This is a genomic window from Hydrogenophaga sp., assembly GCF_019264445.1.
Classification (GTDB): domain Bacteria; phylum Pseudomonadota; class Gammaproteobacteria; order Burkholderiales; family Burkholderiaceae_C; genus Hydrogenophaga.
On sequence record NZ_JAHVAB010000073.1, the window covers coordinates 11,769 to 31,843 of the forward strand.

Annotated in this window: 18 protein-coding genes; 13 read left to right on the forward strand and 5 right to left on the reverse strand. The window is 68.4% G+C overall.

Annotated features, from left to right (window positions below; genetic code table 11):
• Positions 1-20 precede the first annotated feature (20 nt).
• The 4 genes from KXJ60_RS15935 to KXJ60_RS15950 all read right to left on the reverse strand — a co-directional run bounded on the left by KXJ60_RS15935 (position 21) and on the right by KXJ60_RS15950 (position 4,964).
• Positions 21-1,010, reverse strand: a complete 990-nt coding sequence (locus KXJ60_RS15935) for a tripartite tricarboxylate transporter substrate binding protein (protein ID WP_291130139.1) — start codon at positions 1,008-1,010, stop codon at positions 21-23.
• A gap of 114 nt (positions 1,011-1,124) precedes the next feature.
• Positions 1,125-2,531, reverse strand: a complete 1,407-nt coding sequence (locus tag KXJ60_RS15940; RefSeq protein WP_291130142.1) for a sensor histidine kinase — start codon at positions 2,529-2,531, stop codon at positions 1,125-1,127.
• Positions 2,528-3,196, reverse strand: coding sequence for a response regulator (locus KXJ60_RS15945; protein ID WP_291130145.1), 669 nt, complete (start codon positions 3,194-3,196; stop codon positions 2,528-2,530). Before KXJ60_RS15945 ends, KXJ60_RS15940 begins: the two co-directional genes overlap by 4 nt.
• Before the next feature lie 34 nt (positions 3,197-3,230).
• Positions 3,231-4,964: a long-chain fatty acid--CoA ligase gene (locus tag KXJ60_RS15950; RefSeq protein WP_291130148.1), complete on the reverse strand. Its 1,734-nt coding sequence runs from the start codon at positions 4,962-4,964 to the stop codon at positions 3,231-3,233.
• Between the two features lie 294 nt (positions 4,965-5,258).
• Here KXJ60_RS15950 and KXJ60_RS15955 point away from each other — a divergent pair, with 294 nt between their 5' ends.
• The 13 genes from KXJ60_RS15955 to KXJ60_RS16020 all read left to right on the forward strand — a co-directional run bounded on the left by KXJ60_RS15955 (position 5,259) and on the right by KXJ60_RS16020 (position 19,027).
• Entirely contained in the window at positions 5,259-6,293 is a 1,035-nt protein-coding gene (locus KXJ60_RS15955; RefSeq protein WP_291130151.1) for an amino acid ABC transporter substrate-binding protein, read from the forward strand.
• Positions 6,294-6,384: 91 nt separating this feature from the next.
• On the forward strand, positions 6,385-7,557 hold the full coding sequence (locus KXJ60_RS15960; protein WP_291130154.1) for an ABC transporter permease subunit: 1,173 nt from the start codon (positions 6,385-6,387) through the stop codon (positions 7,555-7,557).
• A gap of 2 nt (positions 7,558-7,559) precedes the next feature.
• Complete coding sequence (locus KXJ60_RS15965; protein ID WP_291130158.1) at positions 7,560-8,663, forward strand: amino acid ABC transporter permease; 1,104 nt, start codon at positions 7,560-7,562, stop codon at positions 8,661-8,663.
• Positions 8,664-8,675: 12 nt separating this feature from the next.
• A complete protein-coding gene (locus KXJ60_RS15970) occupies positions 8,676-9,419 on the forward strand; it encodes an amino acid ABC transporter ATP-binding protein (RefSeq protein WP_291130161.1) in 744 nt (247 codons plus the stop codon).
• Between the two features lie 42 nt (positions 9,420-9,461).
• Positions 9,462-10,544 (forward strand): glycerophosphodiester phosphodiesterase, encoded by a 1,083-nt coding sequence (locus tag KXJ60_RS15975; RefSeq protein WP_291130164.1) that lies wholly within the window; start codon positions 9,462-9,464, stop codon positions 10,542-10,544.
• A gap of 65 nt (positions 10,545-10,609) precedes the next feature.
• Positions 10,610-11,347, forward strand: a complete 738-nt coding sequence (locus tag KXJ60_RS15980) for a DUF1223 domain-containing protein (protein WP_291130168.1) — start codon at positions 10,610-10,612, stop codon at positions 11,345-11,347.
• A 49-nt stretch (positions 11,348-11,396) separates the two neighbouring features.
• Positions 11,397-11,747 carry a hypothetical protein gene (locus KXJ60_RS15985; protein WP_291130170.1) on the forward strand — a complete coding sequence of 117 codons (351 nt, stop codon included), beginning with the start codon at positions 11,397-11,399 and terminating at the stop codon, positions 11,745-11,747.
• A gap of 80 nt (positions 11,748-11,827) precedes the next feature.
• Positions 11,828-13,201, forward strand: coding sequence for a hypothetical protein (locus tag KXJ60_RS15990; RefSeq protein WP_291130173.1), 1,374 nt, complete (start codon positions 11,828-11,830; stop codon positions 13,199-13,201).
• 1 nt (position 13,202) lies between these two features.
• Positions 13,203-14,612, forward strand: a complete 1,410-nt coding sequence (locus KXJ60_RS15995) for a copper oxidase (protein ID WP_291130176.1) — start codon at positions 13,203-13,205, stop codon at positions 14,610-14,612.
• 19 nt (positions 14,613-14,631) lie between these two features.
• The gene (locus KXJ60_RS16000; protein ID WP_291130179.1) at positions 14,632-15,147 is read left to right on the forward strand and encodes a cupredoxin family protein; all 516 of its coding nucleotides are present in this window, start codon (positions 14,632-14,634) and stop codon (positions 15,145-15,147) included.
• Positions 15,148-15,168: 21 nt separating this feature from the next.
• Positions 15,169-15,897, forward strand: coding sequence for a copper-binding protein (locus KXJ60_RS21690; RefSeq protein WP_363318074.1), 729 nt, complete (start codon positions 15,169-15,171; stop codon positions 15,895-15,897).
• Between the two features lie 125 nt (positions 15,898-16,022).
• Positions 16,023-17,615 (forward strand): PAS domain-containing methyl-accepting chemotaxis protein, encoded by a 1,593-nt coding sequence (locus KXJ60_RS16015; protein WP_291130181.1) that lies wholly within the window; start codon positions 16,023-16,025, stop codon positions 17,613-17,615.
• 80 nt (positions 17,616-17,695) lie between these two features.
• Entirely contained in the window at positions 17,696-19,027 is a 1,332-nt protein-coding gene (locus tag KXJ60_RS16020) for a TAXI family TRAP transporter solute-binding subunit (RefSeq protein WP_291130184.1), read from the forward strand.
• Between the two features lie 133 nt (positions 19,028-19,160).
• Here the strand turns inward: KXJ60_RS16020 and KXJ60_RS16025 are convergent.
• The coding region (locus KXJ60_RS16025; RefSeq protein ID WP_291130187.1) for a DUF1631 family protein at positions 19,161-20,075 on the reverse strand (915 nt) is incomplete at its 5' end.

Genomic DNA, 20,075 nt, shown 5'->3' on the forward strand with positions numbered 1-20,075 from the left:
GGAAACGTGAAGCGGGGCGCTTACTTGGCCGGCGTGGTGGCCAGGCCGAACTCGTCGGCGAGCTTGCGGTAGCCGGCCACCTGCTTCTTCACGTAGGTGTCGAGCTCGGCGCCGGTCATGGCCAGCGGGAACAGGCCGCGCTCGGCGCGCAGCGCGTTGTAGGCGGGCGTGGCCATCATCTTGCTGAAGGTGTCGGCCCAGACCTTGTAGTCCGCATCGCTCACCTTGGGGCCGAGGTAGAAGCCGCGGATGATGGGCCACTGCACATCGAAGCCCTGCTCGCTGGCGGTGGGAATGGCGGCCATGTCGCCCGCGAGCCGCTTGTCGTGCATCACGGCCAGCAGGCGCACCTTGGCACCGGCCTTGATCTGCTGCATGGCCTCGGCGGCGTCGCCGGTGAACACATGGATGTGCCCGCCCTGCAGCGCGGTGAGCGCCTCGCCCCCGCCTTCAAACGCGACGTAGCGCATCGCCTTGGGGTTGACGCCACCGGCGCGCGCGGTCAGCGCGGCCTTCATCCAGTCCTGGCTGCCCACGGTGCCACCGGCGCCCAGCACCACCTTGGTGGGGTCGGCCTTCATGGCGGCCATCACGTCCTTGAGCGATTTGAAAGGCGAGTTTTCGGCTACCACCACAGCGCCGTAGTCCGTGCCGATGGCGGCCAGCCAGCGCACGTCGTTTTCGGTGTAGCGGCCGAACTTGCCTTGTGCCAGGTTGAGCAGCGAGCCGCCCGAGAACGCAATCAGCGTGTTGGCGCTGTCCGGGCGCTGCGCCACCACCGTGTTGTAGGCCACGGCGCCAATGCCGCCGGGCATGTAGGTCACGCGCATGGGGTCGGCAATGTATTTGCCCTCCACCAGCGCACTCTGCACGAGCTTGCAGGTCAGGTCGAACCCACCACCGGGTTTGGCGGGCGCGATGCATTCGGTTTTTTCCAGCGCCCCGGCAGCGTTCGCGGCAAGGGCAACGGTGGACAGGGCGGTCGCCAGAAGGCGGGTGACGAATTTCATGAAAGTGTCTCCTCTGTGGGTCGGCAAATGTCCGCGCCAAAGGGGGCGTGGCAAGCCAATGTAGAAATTTCGCACTTTCAGGACGCTTTCAGCACCGGCGCGAATCTTCAAGGGTTAACCCTTGAAGTCGACGGGCACGGTGAGCGCCACACAGAGGCCCCGGCCCTCGGGCCCGGGCTGCACCTGCAGCGTGCCGCCATGCCGCTGCGCCACCGAGCGCGCAATCGACAGCCCCAGGCCCGAGCCGGGGACCTGCTGGCCGCCGCCGCGAAAGAAGCGCTCGCCGGCCCGCTGCAGTTCTTCGGGGGGCATGCCGGGCCCGTCGTCGGTCACGCTCACGCGCAGCCAGGCTTCGTCTGCGGCCAGCGCCAGCGTCACGTGGCTGCCCTCGCCCGCGTGGCGAATCGCGTTGTGCAGCAGGTTCGACAAGGCCTCGTTCAGCAGGGCGGCTTCGCCGCGAAACGGCAGCCGGGTCATGGGCGCGTGCAGGCCGAGGTCGACACCATGCAGGCGCGCCACGGGCCACCAGCGGCGCATGAGGTCTTCGGCCATCACCACGGCATCGAGCGGCTCGGGTGCCGGTGGTGCGCTGTCGGCCTTGGCCATGGCCAGCATCTGGTTGGTCTGGCGGATGGTCTCGTCGAGCTGCAGGCGGATGTCTTCGACCACCGTGCGAAGCTGGGCGGGGTTGTCTTCCCGCAGCGCGTAAGCCACCTGGGTGGCCAGCGTGGTCAGCGGCGTGCGCAGCTGGTGCGACGCGTCGTCCACGAAGCGGCGCTGCTGTTCGCTCTGTTCGCGGTTGCGCGCCACGTGGTGGTTGATCGCGCCCACCAGCGGCAGCAGTTCGGCGGGCACGTCATCGCTGTTCATGGGCGTGAGGTCTTGCGGCGAACGCGCCTCCACGTCCTGTCGCAGGCGGGCCATCGGTCGCATGGCCCAGGCCACCGTGAGGCCAAAGAGCGCGCTGGCAAAGACCACCAGAAAGAAATCGCGCGCGACCGACTGCAGCACCAGCCGCCCCCGGAACTCGTTGCGCGCTTCCAGCGTTTCGGCCACCTGGATCACCACCCGCTGCGGGCCCGCTTCGCCCGTGAGGGGCGGCGTGAGTTCGCGTGCGTAGCTGCCCACGCGCACCGCTTCGCCCAGGTACACGCCATCAAAAAACTGGGGCACACCCGTGCGCAGGGGCTCGGGGGGCGGCGGCAGTTCCGGGCTGCCGATTTCCACCAGCCCGTCTTCCGTGGCCACGCGGTAATACACCTTGCCCTGCGCCGTGAGCTCGAAGAACTCGAGCATGCGGTACGGCAGCTCCACGCCCAGGCCGCCACTGGCGGTGGAAATGCTCGAGTCGATCGACTTCACCGCGCCGAGCAGCGAGCGGTCGTAAGCGGCATCGGCCGCCTCGCTCGCCGTGCGCCAGGCCAGCCACAGCTCGGCCGAGAACACCAGCAGCATGCCGGGGATCAGCACCACCAGCAGCGCCCGCTGGATGCTCGCGCGCAGCCAGCGTGCCGGCTTCATGGCGGGCACTCGAGCAGGTAGCCCATGCCGCGCAAGGTGGTGATGCGCACGGGTGAACTCTCCAGCCGTTTGCGCAGGCGGTGCACCAGCACCTCGATGGCTTCGGGGTGCACGTCGCTCTCGTCGGAAAACACGCGCTCCACCAGTTCGCGCTTGGACAGCGGCTCGCCGCTGTGCTGGATCAAGGCGCGCAGCACGGCGTGTTCGCGCGGGGTGAGGCTCAGGGGTTCCTGCTGCAGGCGGAACTGCCGCGTGGTGCTGTCGTAGCTCAAGGGGCCGCAGGCAAAGCGCGCGTGGTCCACACCGTGCGAGCGGCGGATCAGCGCCACCAGGCGCGCTTCGAGCTCGGCCACCTCGAAAGGTTTGGCCAGGAAGTCGTCGGCCCCGCCGTGCAGGCAGCTCACCCGCTCCATCAGCGAGTCGCGCGCGGTGAGGATGAGCACGGGCAGGCGCTGGTCGGCTTCGCGCAGGTCGGCCAGCACGTCGTGGCCGCCCACGCCGGGCAGGCCCAGGTCGAGGATGAGCGCGTCGTAGCGGGTGGCCTTGAGGCTGCGCCGCACCATGCGGCCGTCGTTCACCCAGTCGACCTGAAAGTCGTTTTGCCCCAGCGCCCGGGTGAGCCAGTTGCCCAGGTCGGCGTCGTCTTCGGCCAGCAGTATCCGCATGTTGAGCGCTCCAGAAACGGGGGCCGAGCATAGCTCAGGGCTGGGCGCGCGCGGCCTCCTGTTCCTGCAGCAGGCGCCACATCACCTTGCCGCTGCCGCTCTTGGGCAGCGCGGCCACCAGCTCGACCGTGCGCGGGCATTTGTAGGCGGCCATGTGCTCGCGGCACCAGTCCACGATGTCCTGCGCGCTGGTGCTGCCACGGGCCGACTCGCGCAGCACCACCACCGCTTTCACGCTCTCGCCGCGGTACGCATCCTGTGTGGCGATCACGCAGGCTTCGGCAATGGCGGGGTGCTTGAACATCAGCGCCTCCACCTCGGCAGGCCAGACCTTGAAGCCGCTGGCGTTGATCATGCGTTTCAAGCGGTCGGTGATGAAGAAGTAGCCGTCTTCGTCCACGCGGCCGAGGTCGCCCGAGCGGAAGAAGCGCTTGCCTTCAAACGTGATGAACGCGGCCTCGGTGGCCTCGGGGCGCTTCCAGTAACCGTCAAACACCTCGGGGCCGTGGATGATGATTTCGCCGGCCTCGCCCTGCGGCATTTCTTCGAGCGTGAGCGGGTCGACCACCCGCGCATCGGTGCCCATGAAGGGAATGCCCAGGCACTGCTGCTTGGGGTGGTCGGGCGGGTTGTTGTGCGAAGGGGCGGCGGTTTCGGTCAGGCCGTAGCCTTCGCTGTAGCGCAGGTTGAACTGCTCCAGCAGCCGCTGCGCCACGGCCTGCGGCATGGCTGCGCCGCCACCGCCCACCAGCACCAGGCTGGAGAGGTCGTACTGGTCAAACTTCGGGCTGGCCAGCAGGTCGATCACCATGGTGGGGATGTTGGTCCAGTGGGTGCAGCGCCAGCGCGAGATCAGCCGCCCGGCCAGCTCGCGGTCCCAGCGCGGCATGACGACCATGGTGGCGCCCGCATAAACGGCCGCGTGCATGCCCGCCACCATGCCGGTGATGTGGAACATGGGCACCACGAGCAGGCCCACGTTCTCCGAGGTGCTGCCGGTCCACAGGCCCACGGCCACGGCGTTGTGCATGACCGTGCGGTGCGGGTGCATGCAGCCCTTGGGCAGGCCGGTGGTGCCGCTGGTGTAGGGCAGCACGGCCAGGTCGTCCGGTCCCCGGTTGTGCGCGGGTGCGGTGCCGGTGCAGGCCAGCGCCTGCGCCCAGTCGCTCACCGAGCCGCCGGGTACGGTGGGCAGCGCGTGGCGTGCGCCCAGCCACTCGGCCCAGGCCGGTGGTATTTCGGCCTGCGGGCCGTAGGCATCGCTGTAGTGCGACACCACCAGGTGGCGCAGGCGCTCGCCCTCGGCCACTTCGCTGTTGGCCTTGAGCAGTTCGCCCGCGAGGTCGGCGGCGGCAATGGCCACGCGCGCGTCGGGGTCGGTGATGTAGTGCTTGAGCTCCTCGGCCCGGTTCATGGGGTTGACCGGCACCACCACCGCGTTGGCGCGCAGGATGGCGAAATGCGCCACCACCCATTGCGGGCAGTTCTGCATCAGCAGGATCACGCGGTCGCCGTCCTGCACGCCCTGCTCGCGCAGGTGCGCGGCCAGGCGCTCGGCCTGCGCGTGCAGCTCGCGGTAGGTGAGCACGCTGTCGAAGAACACCAGCGCGGGCTTGTCGGGGTAGCGCAGCGCGCTCACCGCGAGGTTGTGCCAGAGCGAGGTGGCCGGCACGCTGATGCGGTGGGGCAGCCGCGTGGGCCAGAAGCGGTGGTGCGCCTTGGGATCGGGCGCGGACGCGGCGCGCCCGCCTTCGGTGGTGCTGCTCATCACGTGTCTCCGTTGTGGTTTTGTGGGGCAAGCATACGGGCCGGGTTCGCGAAGCGTTCAGCGGGTTTGTCGCCATAGAGACGTTCGTGGCACGGAATCTGCAACGCTTCCTGCGCAGGCCATCGCGCCCGCTCCGTGCCGCAGATTCGACCCCGTGGCGCGGGATTCGCCCACGTAAACCCCGATCCCGCCCTCAAAGGGGCGGGTCTACATTCGGGGCGACCGCGTGCATGCACCCAACAGGTGCACGCCCCGCGCGGTCCATGACCTTTCAAACACCACTGGAGAGACCCGATGAAGATGAATGCCACCACCTGCACCGCCCTGGGCCTGGGCATGGCCGCCGCCTTGATGAGCCTGCCGGCGCACGCCGGCAAAGACCTGGATGCGATCAAGAAACGCGGTGAACTGATCTGCGGGGTGAACACGGGTCTGGCGGGCTTCTCGGCCGCCGACAGCCAGGGCAAGTGGAGCGGCATGGACGTGGACGTGTGCCGCGCGGTGGCCGCCGCCATCCTCTCCAACGCCGACAAGGTGCGCTATGTGCCGCTTACCGCGCAGCAGCGCTTCACCGCCCTGCAGTCGGGCGAGGTCGACATGCTGGCGCGCAACACCACCTGGACGCTGACCCGCGACGCCTCGCTGGGCCTGGTGTTCACCGGCGTGAACTTCTACGACGGCCAGGCCTTCATGGTGCCCAAGAAGCTCAATGTGAAGAGCGCCAAGTCGCTCAAGGGCGCCACGGTGTGCGTGCAGTCCGGCACCACCACCGAGCTCAACCTCACCGACTTCTCGCGCGCCAACAACCTGGCCCTGAAGCCGGTCGTGTTCGAGAAGGTGGAAGCCGCCACCGCCGCCTACGTGGCCGGCCGCTGCCAGGCCTACACCACCGACGCCTCGGGCCTGGCCTCGATCCGCGCCAAGGAAACGCCCAAGCCCGATGACCATGTCATCCTGCCCGAGCTGATCTCCAAGGAACCCCTCGGCCCGGCCGTGCGCCGGGGTGACGACGAGTTCTTCAGCATCGTGAAGTGGGTCGGCTACGCGCTGATCGAAGCCGAGGAATACGGCATCACCCAGGCCAACGCCGATTCGATGAAGACCAGCACCAACCCCAACGTCATGCGGCTGGTGGGCGCGGGCACGGAAGACACCGGCAAGATCCTCGGGCTGGACAAGGAGTGGGCGCTGCGCGCCATCAAGGCCGTGGGCAACTACGGCGAACAGTTCGAGCGCCACGTCGGCCCCAAGACCCCCATTGCCCTGCCTCGCGGCACCAACAACCTCTGGACCCAGGGCGGCCTGATGTACGCCCCGCCCGTGCGCTGATCGACCGGCCATGCCCCTGCGCCAACCCTGCCAGCCGCGCGCTGGCGGGGTTGGCGCAGCCGACTCCCGACAACCGCATGCCGAGGTCGCCTTGAAGCCCCAACTCCCCCCCAAAAAACGCCACTGGTCGCTCAACAGCCGGGCCACGCGCGGCCTGATCTTTCAGGCCATTGCGCTCGTGCTGATCGCCGCGGGCGTGTGGTTCCTGGCGCACAACACGCAGGAGAACATGCGCATCCGCGGCATCCAGAGCGGGTTTGACTTTCTGGGTGCCACCGCCGGTTTCGACATTGGCGAAACGCTGGTGCCCTACAGCCCCAGCGAGAGCTACGGCAAAGCCATCTGGGTGGGCGTGCTCAACACGCTCAAGGTGGCGGTGATCGGCATCGTGCTCACCACCGTGCTGGGGGTGCTGCTGGGCGTGGGCCGCTTCTCGCGCAACGCGCTGGTGCGCGGCCTGTGCTACGGCTATGTGGAAATCTTCCGCAACGTGCCCATCCTGCTGCAGCTGCTGATGTGGTACCTGGTGTTCATCGAGGTGCTGCCCGCCTCCAACGAAGCCTGGAACGTGGCCAACCTCTTCTACCTGAGCAAGGGCGGCTTCTCGTTCCCCTTTCCGTCCATGGGTGTGGGACACGTGCTCGCCGGCATGGGCGTGGGCTTGGTGGCCGCGTGGGTGTGGCGCCAGCGCGTGCAGAAGCGCTTCGAGCTCACCGGCCAGAACGGCGACCGCGTGTGGGGCCCCGTGGCGCTCATCGTGGTGTTCGCGTTGGTGGGCTGGGTGGTGGCCGGCATGCCGCGCGAATGGAACGTGCCCGAGCAGCTGGCGTTCATGGTCGATGGCGGCGTGAGCGCCACGCCCGAGTTCATGGCCATCCTCATCGGCCTGGTGGTCTACACCTCGGCGTTTGTGGCCGAGGTGGTGCGCGGCGGCATCCAGTCGGTGAGCCGGGGGCAGGACGAAGCCGCCACCGCGCTCGGCCTGAACCCCAAGCAGAAGATGAACCAGGTGATCCTGCCGCAGGCGCTGCGCGTGATCATTCCGCCGCTGACCAACCAGTACCTCAACCTCACCAAGAACTCGTCGCTGGCGGTGGCGGTGGGCTACCCCGACGTGGTGTCCATCGCCAACACCACCATCAACCAGAGCGGGCGCGCGGTCGAGTGCATCGCCATCATCATGCTGGTGTACCTCACCACCTCGATCACCACCTCGGCCTTCATGAACTGGTACAACCAGCGCATGGCCATCCAGGAGCGCTGAGCATGGCCGACCACTTCGTCCCCATCGCGCCGCGCCCTTCGCCCGTCAAGACCACGGGCTTCGCACCCTGGGCGCGCCGCAACCTCTTCGCCGACTGGCGCAGCACGCTCACCACCGTGTTGCTGGCCGCCCTCATCCTCTACACATTGCCAGGCCTGATCAACTGGGCGCTGCTGCGCGCCGTGTACGTCAACGACGCCGACACCTGCCAGGCCGCGCGCGGCATCGGCGCGTGCTGGGGTGTGGTCACCGAGAAGTACCGCATCATCCTGTTCGGCCGCTACCCGTTCGACGAGCAGTGGCGCCCGCTGCTGGCCACCAGCGTGATGCTGGGCGGCCTGGTGCTCAGCTGCATGCGCGCCTTCTGGAAGCCCTGGCTGCCCTTGCTGTGGATGGGTGTGCTGGCGGTGTTCTTCGTGCTGATGCTCGGCGGCGTCTTCGGGCTGAGCGCGGTGCGCACCGACCTGTGGGGCGGCCTGCCGCTCACGGTGATGCTGGCCACGCTCTCGCTCTTCATGGCGTTTCCGCTGGCCATCGTGGTGGCGCTGGGGCGGCGCAGCCAGCTGCCCGCCATCCGCTCGGCCTGCATCGTCTACATCGAGCTCATTCGCGGCGTGCCGCTGATCTCGGTGCTGTTTATGGCCTCGTTCATGTTTCCGCTGTTCATGCCGCAAGGCGTCACGGTGGACGTGCTGGTGCGCGTGATCGTGGGCATCACGCTGTTTGCGGCGGCCTACATGGCCGAGATCATCCGCGGCGGCCTGCAGGCGATCCCCAAGGGCCAGCTGGAAGCGGCCGACACGCTGGGCCTGTCGTACTGGCAGACGCAACGCAAGATCGTGCTGCCGCAGGCGCTGGCCATGGTGGTGCCCAGCATGATGAACAACTTCATCTCCGTCTTCAAGGACACTTCGCTGGTCACCATCGTCTCGCTCTACGAGCTCACCGGTGCGCTGGCCCTGGCGCTGAACTCCGACGTGAACTGGCGGCCCTTCAAGATCGAGGCCTACCTCTTCATCACCCTGGTCTATTTCATCTTCTGTTTCTCGATGTCGCGCTACAGCCTGTGGGTCGAAAAACAACTCAGCGCCAGCAAGGCCCGATAAAGGAACCCGCCCATGACCGAACCCATCATTCGCTTCGACAAGGTCAACAAGTGGTACGGCAACGACTTCCATGTGCTGCGCGACATCGACCTCGATGTGGCCAAGGGCGAACGCATCGTGGTGTGCGGCCCCTCGGGCTCGGGCAAGTCCACGCTGATCCGCTGCATCAACCGCCTCGAAGAGCACCAGCAGGGCCACCTGTTCGTGGACGGTATCGAGCTCACCGACGACATCAAGGCCATCGACAAGGTGCGCAAGAACGTGGGCATGGTGTTCCAGCAGTTCAACCTCTTCCCGCACCTCACCGTGCTGGAGAACCTCACGCTCTCACCCATGTGGGTGGGCAAGATGCCGAAGAAAGAGGCCGAAGAAAAAGCCATGCTGCAGCTGCAGCGTGTGCGCATTGCCGAGCAGGCGGGCAAGTACCCGCTGCAGCTCTCGGGCGGGCAGCAGCAGCGCGTGGCGATTGCGCGCGCCCTGTGTCTCACGCCCAAGATCATGTTGTTCGACGAGCCCACCTCCGCGCTCGACCCGGAAATGATCAAGGAAGTGCTCGACGTGATGATCGAGCTGGCCAACCAGGGCATCACCATGATCTGCGTGACGCACGAGATGGGCTTTGCCAAGGCCGTGGCCGACCGCGTGATCTTCATGGACCAGGGCCAGATCGTCGAACAGAACACGCCCACCGAGTTCTTCAACCACCCGCAGAACGAACGCAGCCGCGATTTCCTGTCCAAAATCCTGGGTCATTGATCTGTCTTGCATCGGTCATGCGTCGCTGTCAGACTGCGCGCCATGACCGATGCCACCTCACCGGGCGTGCAACGCCTGACCTGGATTCGCTGGAGCTGCACCACCGCGCTGGGCCTCTCGCTGTGGTGCGCCACCGCCGCGCTCGCGTTTGACGCGCAAGGCCACCGCGGCGCTCGCGGCCTGGCCCCTGAAAACACGCTGGCCGCCTTTGACCGCGCCCTGTCCATCGGCGTGACCACGCTCGAACTCGACGTGGTGCTCAGCGCCGAAGGCGTGCCGGTGATCTCGCACGACACCACCCCCAACCCCGATCTCACGCGCGATGCCAGCGGGCGCTGGCTGCAGGCGCGCGGCCAGCCGTTCAACCGCCTCACGCTGGCCGACATTGCCGAATGGGATGTGGGCCGCATCAACCCGGCCAGCCGCTACGCGCGCGACTTCGCCGAACAGACCGCGCGCGACGGCCAGCGCATTCCCACGCTGGCCGCGCTGTTCCAGCGTGTGCGCCAGCTCGGCGCGCAGCAGGTGCGCTTCAACATCGAGCTCAAGATCCATCCCGGCAAGCCGGATGAATCGCCCAGCCCCGACACTTTCGTGCGCGCGGTGCTGGACGTGATTGCCAGCCACGGCATGGCGCGGCGCGTGAGCCTGCAGAGCTTTGACTGGCGCATCCAGAAGGTGGCGCAACAGCTCGCGCCCGGCATGCCGCTGTCTTACCTCTCGGCGCAGTCACCGCGTTTCAACACGCTGGCCAGCGGCGAGTGGACCGCAGGCCTCAAGCTGGCCGACTTCGAGGACGCGCCGGCCCTGGTGGCTGCTGCGGGCGGCAAGATCTGGTCGCCCAACTTCAACGACCTCAACCAGCAGGTGCTGCAGCGGGCCCGCGCACTCGAGCTGCGCGTGATCCCCTGGACCGTCAATGACCCGCAGGACATGGCGCGCCTGATCGACTGGGGCGTGGACGGCCTCATCACCGACTACCCCGACCGCCTGCGCGCGGTGATGCAAAGCCGCGGCATGGGTCTGCCCGCTCCGGTGGCTGTGCCGCAAGCAAAAGCCGCCGAGCCCGTCGAAGAATTCCTGCCCCCGCCACCGCGCTTCGGCGTGGCGCCGCAACTGCCCTGACGCGGGGGCCTGTAAGTTTGGCGGCCTCGCGCCGACCAACCGCCATCCCAACACTGGAGATGGCCATGTCACCCACCCGTTCGATCCTCCGACTGGCGCCCGCGCTGGCCGGCATTTGCCTCAGCAGCGCCGCACTGGCGCAGACCTGCGAGGTGCGCAGCGGGCCCAAGCCACCCGCCGTCGTGGAGCTCTACACGTCTGAAGGCTGCAGTTCCTGCCCGCCGGCCGACCGCTGGCTCTCCACCCTCAAGCCTCAGGACGGGGTGCTCGCGCTGTCGTTTCACGTCAACTACTGGAACCACCTGGGCTGGCGCGACCCATTCGCCACCCCCGACACCACCGCGCGCCAGTACCGTCTGAAAGAAGCGCTCGGTGGCAAATACGTCTACACGCCCCAGGTGGTGCACAACGGCCGCGACCACCGCGACTGGACCGGCCAGACCGCGCGCGACCTCAAGCCCCTGCCGCCCGCCAGCGCGCCCGGCCTGCGGCTCAGCCGCCAGGGCAACGTGGTCACGGCGCACCTGGCCGCCAGCACCGCACACCCCAGGCTCGCGGGCTACTGGGCGGTGCTGCAGGACGGCCTGGTGAGCAGGGTCACGCGGGGGGAGAACGCGGGCGAGCAACTGCGGCACGACCACGTGGTGAGCCTCTACCAACCCGTTGAACCCTGGACGGGCGCCGAGGCGCACACCACGCAGCTCACCCTGCCCGCGGGCAGCCACCCCCGCGTGGCCTTCGTGGTGACCAACCCCACGCTCACCCAGCCGGTTCAGGCGCTGGTGCTGCAATGCCCGACCTGATTGCGCCGGGCTGCGGAACCAAACACCCCGCGCCGTATCATCCAGAGCCATGCGCCACTGGTTGCTCGCCCTCATGATTGCCCTCCTGCCCATCCGCGGCTGGATGAGCGACGCCATGGCGGTGGCCATGCTGGCACCGCCCGCGCACACCATGAACCAGGCCGGCACGCCCGAAGCCGCCCCTTGCCCCGACCACGCCATGGCCAGCGACACCACCCCCTCGCACGAGGGCGGCGGTGAGCACACGCACAAGAGCTGCGACGTGTGCAACGGCCCGGCCATGGCGCTGCCCACCCCCGCCGTGCCGGCCCTGGCCATGGCGCATGGCGTGCTCGCGCCACCGGCCGAGCGCTTCGCGAGCACCGAGCCCCACCGGGGCATCAAACCCCCCATTTCCTGAGCGCACACACCCGAGGTGCGTCCGCCGCCGCCTGACACCGGCGCGCCGCAGACGCTGGTCTGTGTTTTCAGGAGATTTTCATGACCGTTTTCCGGCGAACTTCGCCCATCTGGCGCCGCCCCCTGCGCGCCGGTGTGTCCATGGGCTGTGCCCTCGTGCTGGCATCGGCCCACGCCCAGGCGCCCGACGCCCTGGGTGCAGCCAACCCCGCACACCCCGTCCAACCGGCGCCATGGGTGCTGCCGCCCGGCGCCAGCGCCGACACCCCCGCCCTGCCGGCCGATCTGGCCGCCGCGCGCGCCATCTGGCAGCGCGTGAACCAGCGCGTCGCCGAATTCCCGCGCGGGCACGCCGACCTGCTGCGCTGGGAGGCCGGCACACCCGAGGCCGCCACAGCTCCCGCTGCGCCTGCACTGACCTGGCGCGAGGCCTTGCGCCTGTCGCTGCGGCACCGCCCCGAACTCTTCACGCACGCCGACATGAACCCGCTGACGCTCGCCCAGGTGAAGGTGGCCTATGCCACCCACGTGCGCGAGCTTCAGCGCGCGTGGATTGACGCCACGGCCGCGCGCCAGCGCGAGCGCCTGCTCGCAGAGTTGCTGGACGCCACACGCACCGGCAGCGAGCTGGGCCGGCGCATGGTGGTGGCCGGTAACTGGAGCCAGGCACGTCAGGCGCGCGAGCAGCTGATCGAAGCGAACGCCTGGCAGGCCCTGGTGGACGCGCGCAGCGCATCGCAGGCAGCGCAGGAGCACTTGGCCCGCCTGCTGGGCATCTGGGAGGCGCAGGCCGTGGCCCAGCTCGGCGAGCGCCTGCCCCAGCAGCTGCCGGCGCTCCCCGAACAAGCCAGCCCGGGCACCGGCCTCACGCCCGCCACCCTGGAAGCCGCCGTGCTGCGCAGCCACCCCACGCTGGCGCAGTCGCGCTTGCTCACCCAGCGCGACATGTCGGCCATCGCACCGTCGCAGCTCGACGCGTGGAACGCGGCCGTGAACGCTGCGCTGGACGCGCAGCCCAACGCCACGCGTGCCGACAGCGAGCCGCCCCACATCGACAACCTCAGCCTGCTGCGCGACGGCTCGCTGGAGCGCGCCGTGCACGCGCAGGCCGCGCTGCTGGCGCTGGCCGCCGAACGCCGCGCCATGGCCCGGCAGGCCTGGGCCGCGCTGCAAAGCCGCCACGCCCTGGCCCTGCATGCACAAAACGTGGTGGTGCCGCTGCAAACCACCCTGGCCCAGGAAACCCAGCTTCGCTACAACGGCATGCTGCAAAGCACCTGGGAGCTGCTGGCCAGCGCGCGCGAACGCCTGGGCGCACTCGACGCCGCCCTGCAGGCGCAGCGCAGCTACTGGCTCGCGCAGGCCGACTGGCAGGCCCTGCTGGCCGGCGCAGGCCACGCCGCCGCCGACAACGCAGCCTCAGTCACCACCGCTGCCCCCACCGCAGGACATTGACATGACCACCCACCTCAACCGAAGACATTTCTTTGCCGGCGCCGCCGCCACCGCCGTGGCCGCAGGCAGTGTGAGCCGCGTCGCGCTCGCCGCCCTGCCTGAAGCCGTGCAGCAGACCTCCGCCGACACCGCCGCGCCCTGGGTACCACCCGGTGTCACCGGTGCCGGCCGCCCGTACAACCCCGTGGTCACGCTCAACGGCTGGACGCTGCCCTGGCGCATGAACCACGGCGTGAAGGAATTCCACCTCGTGGCCGAACCGGTGGTGCGCGAAATGGCGCCCGGCTTCCTCGTCAACATGTGGGGCTACAACGGCCAGAGCCCGGGGCCCACCATCGAAGTGGTGGAGGGCGACCGCGTGCGCCTGTACGTCACCAACCGCCTGCCCGAACACACCACCATCCACTGGCACGGCCAGCGCCTGCCCAACGGCATGGACGGCGTGGGTGGCCTCAACCAGCTGGCCATTCCCGTGGGCAAGACCTTTGTCTACGAATTCACCGCGCGCCGCCCCGGCACCTTCATGTACCACCCGCACGCCGACGAGATGGTGCAGATGGCCATGGGCATGATGGGTTTCTGGGTCACACACCCCCGGCAGAAGCACCCACTCATCGACGAGGTGCAGCGCGACTACTGCTTCCTGCTCAATGCGTTCGACGTCCAGCCGGGCAGCATGACACCGCAGGTCAACACCATGCTGGAGCACAACATCTGGGCCTGGAACAGCCGCGTGTTCCCCGGCATCACGCCGCTGGTGGCGCGCCTGGGCGAGCGCGTGCGCGTGCGTGTGGGCAACCTCACCATGACCAACCACCCGGTGCACATCCACGGCATCGAGTTCGAGGTGACAGGCACCGACGGCGGCCCGGTGCCGCGCACCGCGCGCTGGGCCGAGGTGACGACCGACGTGGCCGTGGGGCAGATGCGGCAGATCGAGTTCACCGCCGACGAACCCGGCGACTGGGCCATGCACTGCCACAAGAGCCACCACACCATGGGCGCCATGGGCCACGGCGTGCCCACCATGATCGGTGCCGACCACCGGGGCCTGGTCAAACCGCTGCAGCGCGCCGCGCCCGACTACATGGTGATGGGCGAGCGCGGCATGGCCGACATGGGCGAGATGCAGATGGAGCTGCCGGCCAACACCTTTCCCATGATGACCGGCACCGGCCCATACGGCCCGATCGAAATGGGCGGCATGTTCACCACGCTGAAGGTGCGCGCGGACCTGAAAGCCGGCGACTACCGCGACCCCGGCGACTACGCCATGCCCACCGGCACCCAGGCGCGCGAAGCCGATACCGGCCAGGCCCCTGCCGCCCAACGGCCGGCCGCGCCGACCCCTGCCACCCCACCCGCTGCCAGCGCGCGCAAACCCGCCGCCGGCGCAGGCCATGCCCACTGAAACCGCAGAAGGACACCCCATGAACCCCACTACCCTCACACGCCGCCAGTTCCAGCTCGGCCTCATCGGCCTGCCGTGTGCGCTGGCCCTGCCCGCCGTGCACGCGCACGGCGAAGCGCATGGCAAAGCCGCCGCGCCCGTGGTGAAAGAACAAAAGCCCTGGGGCATTGCCGCCGAACCCGGTGCCGCCACGCGCACGGTCACCATCCGCATGACCGACGACATGAAGCTCACGCCCAACCACCTGCAGGTGCGCGAGGGCGAGACGCTGCGTCTGCGCGCCGTCAACCAGGGGCGGGCGATGCACGAAATCGTGCTGGGCACCCCTGCCGAACTGCAGGCGCACGCCGAGATGATGAAAAAGCACCCCGGCATGGAACACGATGAACCCTACATGGCCCACGTGTCGCCCGGCAAGAGCGGCGAGATCGTCTGGACCTTCAACCGCGCGGGCGACTTCGAGTTCGCCTGCCTGATCGCCGGCCACTTTGAAGCGGGCATGCGCGGCACCATCCGCGTCCAGCCCAAAGCCTGACACCCACCCAAGGAGAACCGCATGAAAAGACGACAACTGCTCAGCGCCGCCATCGGCCTGTCGCTGGCCAGCCCGCTGGCCTTTGCCCAAACCCCCTTGCCCGCGCTCCAGGTCTGGAAAGACCCCAACTGCGGCTGCTGCAACGACTGGGTGGCGCTGCTGCGCGCCGACGGCTTCCAGGTGCAGGTGTTCGACAGCGGCAACACCGCCGTGCGCCAGCGTCTGGGCCTGCCGGCCAGGTACGGCTCGTGCCACACCGCGCTGGTCGGTGGCTACGTGGTCGAGGGCCATGTGGCGGCCAGCGAGATCCGCCGCCTGCTGGCCGAGAAACCCGATGCCATCGGCCTGGCGGTGCCCGGCATGCCGGTGGGCAGCCCCGGCATGGATGGCCCGGTGTACGGCGAGCGCCGCGATGCCTACGACGTGCTGCTGGTGCAGCGCGACGGCAGCTCGCGCGTGTTCCAGCGCCACGCGGGCAACGCGGCGGGCGGTTTCAAGCGCACGGCAGGCGACGCGGCCGGTGCGCTGCCCTTGACAGAGGCCGAGGTGCGCAAGGTGGACGCGGCCAACGGCAAGGTCACGCTCAAGCACGGCGACATCAAGAATCTGGACATGCCCCCCATGACCATGGTGTTCCAGGCGCGCGACCCGGCGCTGCTGGCCAACGTGAAGGCGGGCGACAAGGTGCGCTTCACCGCCGAGAAGATCAACGGCGTGTACACCGTGACGAACATCACACCCGCGCCCTGAAAAGCACGCGTTTGATCTGGATCAAGCTTTCCGCAATCCGCGCAAAAACCCCTCAATTCGAGCTATTGCGCTCAAGTCGGAGGGTCGATAAAGGCAGGTGAATGCAACGACATAAGTGAGTCACCATGCGCACCAACCTGCCTGTCACCCAGAACGAGTTCGTGATTCCCGAAGGCGTCACGCTCGTTTCCACCACCGACCTGCAAAGCCGCATCACCTACTGCAACCCGGCCTTCGTGGCGGTGAGCGGGTTTGAGCGCGAAGAACTCATCGGCCAGCCGCACAACCTCGTGCGCCACCCCGACATGCCCGCGGAGGCTTTCCGCGACATGTGGGCCACGCTGGCCAGCGGCTCGCCGTGGTCGGCCCTGGTGAAGAACCGGCGCAAGAACGGTGACCACTACTGGGTGGTGGCCAACGCCACACCAGTGGTGGAAAACGGCCAGGCGGTGGGCTATATGTCGGTGCGCACCCGGCCCACGCGGGAACAGGTGCAGCAGGCCGAGGCCCTGTACAGCCGCATGCGCAGCGAGCACGACAGCGGCCAGCCCACGATCGCCCTGCACCGGGGCCGCGTGGTGCGCACCGGCTGGCTGGGCAAACTCCAGGGCATGCTGCACCTGTCCATCGGTCGTCGCATCGCGCTCTCGACCGTGGGCGTGGCTGCCGTGGGCCTTGTCACCGGCGAGGTGGCCGGGCAATTTGGTGTGGCGGCGCACGTCGGCGCCGGCCTGGCCCTGCTGGCCGTGACCGCCCTGGCGGCGCTGCAGCTGCGCCGCCAGATGCTGGCGCCGCTCACGCAGGCCATCGGCTTTGCCAACCTGATGGCGGCAGGCGATCTCTCCGCGCGCTTTGTCGGGCAGACGCATGGCGAGTTTGGTGAACTCTCTCGCGCGCTCGGCCAGCTCAACGTGAACCTGCAGGCCGTGGTGGCCGATGTGCGCCATGAGGTGGAGGGCGTGCAGGTGGCCTCCAACCAGATCGCCGCCGGCAACCAGGATCTGTCTTCGCGCACCGAGTCACAGGCCAGCAGCCTCGAACAAACCGCGGCCTCGCTGGAAGAGCTGGGCAGCACGGTGCAGCACAGCGCCAACGCCTCGCGCGAGGCCTCTGCGCTGTCGCAGCGCTCGGCCGCGGTGGCGCGCGAGGGCAACGAGGCCATGCACCGCGTGATCACGACCATGGACGGCATCAGCCGCTCGTCGCAACGCATCGGCGAAATCATCGGCGTGATCGATGGCATTGCCTTCCAGACCAACATCCTCGCGCTCAACGCCGCCGTGGAGGCCGCGCGCGCGGGCGAGCAAGGGCGCGGGTTTGCGGTGGTGGCGGGCGAGGTGCGCAACCTCGCCCAGCGAACGCTGGCCGCCGCCAAGGAAATCAAGGTGTTGATCGACGAGTCGTCCGAGCAGGTGACCGCGGGCAGCCAGCTGGTGCACAGCACCGGCAAGACCATGACCGAAGTCGTCACGTCGGCGGAGCAGGTACACGGCCTGATCGCCGACATCACCGGCGCCACGCAGGAGCAGGCCATGGGCCTGACCCAGATCAACCAGGCCGTCGGGCAGCTTGACTCGGTCACGCAGCAAAACTCGGCCATGGTGGAAGAACTGGCCGCGGCCGCCAGCTCGCTGCAAGCCCAGGCGCGCGTCATGAACGACGCGGTGCGCATCTTCCGCCTGGAAAGCCACGCGCACCGCACCCCCGCTGCCGTGTGAGCGGCGCGCCGCGCGCGCGCACATCTCGTCACACATCTCTGCATACAGGGCGCACAGGCATGGCGTGCTAATGTCTCGCCATGCCCAAAACCTTGCGCTACACCCTGCTCTCGCTGCGCGAGATGTTGCTCTCGGCCGGACCGTTCGCGGTGCTCACGATTGCCCTGCTCTGCTTTACCTACTGGTGGCTCAAACCCAATCCGCCCGAGCGCGTGGTACTGGCCACCGGCCCCGCGCAGAGCGCGTACGACGAGTTCGGCAAACGCTATGCCGAGGCGCTCGCGCGCAACGGCATCACGGTGGAGCTGCTGGCCTCCGAGGGCTCATCGGCCAACCTGGAGCTGCTGCGCACTGGCCAGGCCGACCTGGGTTTCGTGCAGGGTGGCACGGCCGACATCGGCTACGACGACGAAGACGCGATCACCTCGCTGGGCAGCCTGTTCGTTGAGCCCCTGTGGTTGTTCTACCGGGAAGACTCGGCACGCCGGCTGCACAAATCGCCCACGGTCGGCAAGCTCTCCGATCTCAAAGGCTGGCGCGTCAACGTGGGCACGCCGGGCAGCGGCGTGCCGCGCCTGTTCTCCACCCTGCTCGACGTCAACCGCCTCAAGGCCTCCGAGATGACGCTCAGCGAGCTGGAGCAGACGCCGGCCACGGTGGCGTTCCTCAACGGTGAGCTGGACGCCGTGGTGTTCGCCTCGGCACCCGAATCGCTGATGGTGCAGATGCTGCTGCAGACACCCGGCGTGAAGCTGCTGGACTTCGCGCAAAGCGAAGCCTATTCGCGCCGCTTCGGCTATCTCACGCCGGTGGTGATGCCGCAGGGTGTGGTGGATCTCGCGGCCAATATCCCGCCGCGCAACGTGCGGCTGGTCGCGTCCACCACGAGCCTGCTCGCCCACAGCGACACGCATCCGGCCATCCTGCAGCTGTTTGCACAAACCGCCACCACGCTGCACGGCGGCGCGAGCTGGTTCAGCCGGGCGCGTGAGTACCCCAGCCTGGAACACAGCGAGGTCCCCATCTCGCCAGAAGCGCAACGCGCCATCAAGGGCGGCCCTCAGCCCTTCCTGCAGCGCTACCTGCCGTTCTGGCTGGCCAACCTGATCGAGCGCATGTGGCTCGCGATGGGCCTGATCATCGCGCTCGCCCTGCCGCTCTCGCGCATCGTGCCGCCGCTCTACACCTTCCGCATCCGCAAGCGCGTGTTCCGCTGGTACGCCGAACTGCGCGACATCGAACAACGCCAGGAAAACCAGAGCGACAGCGCACAAGCGCTGCTGGAGCAACTCGACGCGATGGAGTCGAAAGTGGAAAAAGTGGTGGTGCCGCTGTCGTACACCGACGAGCTCTACGCCCTGCGCAACAACATCCACCTGGTGCGCAAGAAGCTGCAACGCAAGGCAGCATAACGACAGGAGTGATCGCGTAGAGACCAGGGGTACCCAGGGTCCGGCTACGCCGGCCCGAGGTACCGTCCCCCCTCCCAGCGCCCAAGGCGCGCCAGAGAGGGGGGAAGCCGCAAAGCGGCGCAGGGGGGTGCTCTTAGCTCCTGCTGCTGTTGATCCAGGCCTGGCGCGCCACTTCGTCCAGCGCCTCGTCCACCACCCCGTGGTGGGCCACCACCCGCAGGCGGTCCTGTTCCAGCAGGCGTTCCAGGCCCCGCTTGGTCATCGACAACGAGCGCCCGTTGGCCCCCGTGAAGAGAAACAGCGTGCCGTGCGGGCTGGCCCAGGTGATCTGCCAGCGCATGGCCTGGCCGTCCTGCAACACATCCACCCACGTGCCCACCGGCAGCACCTGAGCGCCCTGCCCGGCCATCTCGGCCTTGAGGTCGGCCCAGTCGCGCTGCAGCGGCCGTGTCTCCAGGAAGGCGGGCTGGGTGGAAACCTGGGTGCTCGGCCCATCGGTGAACGAGTCGTCCATCAGGCACGAATCGCGGGCCTCGGTGCGCTGCATCCAGGGCTCGTCGTCGAGCTCGTGCTGAACGCTGGGCGGTTCATCGTGCGGCGCGGGCTCGCTGCGCTGCGTTTTGTAGGCGGCTTCGTGCAGGCCCATGAGTGCCTGAAAGAACGATTCGGTTTTCTCGCGCGGGTAGTCGATCGAGTCGAGACCCTCGCGCAGGGTGCGCAGCACGCCCGGAATCACTTTCACCAGGCGCGGGCGGTTCAGGCTGGCCAGCGCCAGCTGGCTGGACCAGAGCAGGTCCGGCAGGATGTCGCTGTAGCGCAGCGCGGGGGAGTCAGCCGGCGACACGGGCGAGGCGTCCGACACCTCCAGGCGCGCCTGGGCCAGCACCTGCGACCACGGACCGGTGAGAAAACGGCGCACCACACCGGGGGCTTTTTCGAAATCGTTGCGCGCGCGAAGCTCGGCCGCCACTCGCTCGGCCAGCAAGTTGCGTTGCTCCACCCGCACCAGCGTCTGCACCGCCAGGCCGCGCGCCTGCACCTGTGCAGG

Bases quoted from the DNA above. Each gene is read 5' to 3' on its own strand.
- KXJ60_RS15990 (WP_291130173.1), top strand. From the start codon at position 11,828: ATGACCGTTTTCCGGCGAACTTCGCCCATCTGGCGCCGCCCCCTGCGC.
- KXJ60_RS15945 (WP_291130145.1), bottom strand. From the start codon at position 3,196: ATGCGGATACTGCTGGCCGAAGACGACGCCGACCTGGGCAACTGGCTC.
- KXJ60_RS16015 (WP_291130181.1), top strand. From the start codon at position 16,023: ATGCGCACCAACCTGCCTGTCACCCAGAACGAGTTCGTGATTCCCGAA.
- KXJ60_RS15955 (WP_291130151.1), top strand. From the start codon at position 5,259: ATGAAGATGAATGCCACCACCTGCACCGCCCTGGGCCTGGGCATGGCC.
- KXJ60_RS21690 (WP_363318074.1), top strand. From the start codon at position 15,169: ATGAAAAGACGACAACTGCTCAGCGCCGCCATCGGCCTGTCGCTGGCC.
- KXJ60_RS15950 (WP_291130148.1), bottom strand. From the start codon at position 4,964: ATGAGCAGCACCACCGAAGGCGGGCGCGCCGCGTCCGCGCCCGATCCC.
- KXJ60_RS15995 (WP_291130176.1), top strand. From the start codon at position 13,203: ATGACCACCCACCTCAACCGAAGACATTTCTTTGCCGGCGCCGCCGCC.
- KXJ60_RS15980 (WP_291130168.1), top strand. From the start codon at position 10,610: ATGTCACCCACCCGTTCGATCCTCCGACTGGCGCCCGCGCTGGCCGGC.
- KXJ60_RS16000 (WP_291130179.1), top strand. From the start codon at position 14,632: ATGAACCCCACTACCCTCACACGCCGCCAGTTCCAGCTCGGCCTCATC.
- KXJ60_RS15970 (WP_291130161.1), top strand. From the start codon at position 8,676: ATGACCGAACCCATCATTCGCTTCGACAAGGTCAACAAGTGGTACGGC.
- KXJ60_RS15935 (WP_291130139.1), bottom strand. From the start codon at position 1,010: ATGAAATTCGTCACCCGCCTTCTGGCGACCGCCCTGTCCACCGTTGCC.
- KXJ60_RS15985 (WP_291130170.1), top strand. From the start codon at position 11,397: ATGCGCCACTGGTTGCTCGCCCTCATGATTGCCCTCCTGCCCATCCGC.
- KXJ60_RS15940 (WP_291130142.1), bottom strand. From the start codon at position 2,531: ATGAAGCCGGCACGCTGGCTGCGCGCGAGCATCCAGCGGGCGCTGCTG.
- KXJ60_RS16020 (WP_291130184.1), top strand. From the start codon at position 17,696: ATGCCCAAAACCTTGCGCTACACCCTGCTCTCGCTGCGCGAGATGTTG.
- KXJ60_RS15975 (WP_291130164.1), top strand. From the start codon at position 9,462: ATGACCGATGCCACCTCACCGGGCGTGCAACGCCTGACCTGGATTCGC.
- KXJ60_RS15965 (WP_291130158.1), top strand. From the start codon at position 7,560: ATGGCCGACCACTTCGTCCCCATCGCGCCGCGCCCTTCGCCCGTCAAG.